The sequence below is a fragment of the Hydrotalea flava genome (assembly GCF_001623405.1).
Classification (GTDB): Bacteria; Bacteroidota; Bacteroidia; order Chitinophagales; family Chitinophagaceae; genus Hydrotalea; species Hydrotalea flava.
The window spans coordinates 1-1,499 of sequence record NZ_LUHG01000030.1 but is presented as its reverse complement, the minus strand read 5'-3'; the positions used below and the strand labels follow the sequence as shown (position 1 = coordinate 1,499).

Annotated in this window: 2 protein-coding genes; both read left to right on the top strand. The window is 33.7% G+C overall.

What is annotated here, in order from left to right; all coding sequences use genetic code 11:
* The first annotated feature begins 54 nt into the window (after positions 1-54).
* Positions 55-393: a helix-turn-helix domain-containing protein gene (locus tag A0F92_RS01275; RefSeq protein ID WP_068240892.1), complete on the top strand. Its 339-nt coding sequence runs from the start codon at positions 55-57 to the stop codon at positions 391-393.
* The gene (locus A0F92_RS01270) at positions 387-1,301 is read left to right on the top strand and encodes an IS3 family transposase (RefSeq protein WP_068240890.1); all 915 of its coding nucleotides are present in this window, start codon (positions 387-389) and stop codon (positions 1,299-1,301) included. Before A0F92_RS01275 ends, A0F92_RS01270 begins: the two co-directional genes overlap by 7 nt.
* Positions 1,302-1,499 lie beyond the last annotated feature (198 nt).

The window sequence follows — 1,499 nt, the reverse complement described above, 5'->3', positions numbered from 1 at the left end:
TGTCTTGTCCTGAAATAGGTTTACGATTATTCGTAAATTAATTTTGGACAAAATATGCAAAAAAGAGAGATTAACAAAGAGGCTATCATAGCCGAGTATTTAACAGGCGATTATACTTATCGCCAATTAGGATGCAAGTATGGCATCAGTTTTCAAAAAATTCATAATTGGGTGAGTAAGTACAAAGGCAAATCGAAATTGGTAAAAGACAAGGTACCTAAAATAAAGTCTATACCGGTTGCAGAGGCAAATTTGCCTACTGATGTAAAACAATTGCAAGCTGAGCTTCGTAAGGCAAAGTTACACAACGAAGTGCTGGAAGAGATGCTTAAGCTATCGGAAGATTTAACAGGAATTGAGTTAAGAAAAAAGTTTGGCACCAAGCGATTTTAAATGTAGAACAAAGAGAGCCGAGGAGTATTACTTCGCTTTGTTCATTGCTTGGTTATAGTCGGCAAGGGTTCTATAAAGCCCATCGTGCAGAAGAGCAACAACAGTTTTCATCAGAACTATTGTTGCAACAGGTGTATCAAATTCGTACGCTACAACCACGTATTGGCTGCAGAAAATTGCATTTGCTATTACAACCTTTTATGCAGCATCACCACACTACAATGGGTAGAGATTTATTTTTCGAGTTCTTAAGCTACCATCAATTATTGGTAAAAAAAAGAAGGAAAAATAAGCCAGTTACCACCAATAGTTTTCATCGGTTTAAGAAGTATAAAAATTTAATAAAAGAGTTTATACCAGTAGCTTCCAACCAACTATGGGTAAGCGATATAACGTATATAACTTTGAAAGACAGCTTTGCCTATTTAAGTTTAATAACCGATGCTTATAGCAGAAAAATAGTAGGATTTTATGTATCAGAAAGTTTAGATGCTAAAGGAAGTATTGAAGCACTTAAGATGGCTTTAAACAATAATAAGCACATCAAAAATTTGATACATCATAGTGATAGAGGGGTTCAATACTGTTGTAAGGAATATGTAAACATTTTGAAGCGAAAAAAAATAAAAATATCGATGACTGAAAATGGAGACCCATTAGAGAATGCCATAGCAGAAAGAGTAAATGGTATTTTAAAAGATGAGTTATTAAAGGAATATTACGATAGCTATGAGGCAGCACAACAAGGTATAGCAGTAGCAGTAAGTGTGTACAATCATTTAAGACCACATAGTAGTATTGGTAACAAAATGCCGCAAGAAGTACATAATAGCAATGAAGTTGTGGAAAGAAAATGGAAGAGCTATTACATTAAAACAGGAATACCAAATGTTGAAATTGCCTATTAATTGCACCGATGAAAAAAATAGTTCTTTAGCAATGTAGGCTACAAAATATTTTTTTCATCTACAACATTACCTTTGAAAACCCAACAAAAGGTAAAACGCAATATCAAATTTGTAAACCCTAATACGGACAATAAAAAATGTGTAAACCTAATGTAGGACAAACAGCAAAAAAATGTAAACTTTTTTCAGGACGAGGCA

Coding starts and splice junctions, on each gene's coding strand:
- A0F92_RS01275 (WP_068240892.1), top strand. CDS start 55: ATGCAAAAAAGAGAGATTAACAAAGAGGCTATCATAGCCGAGTATTTA.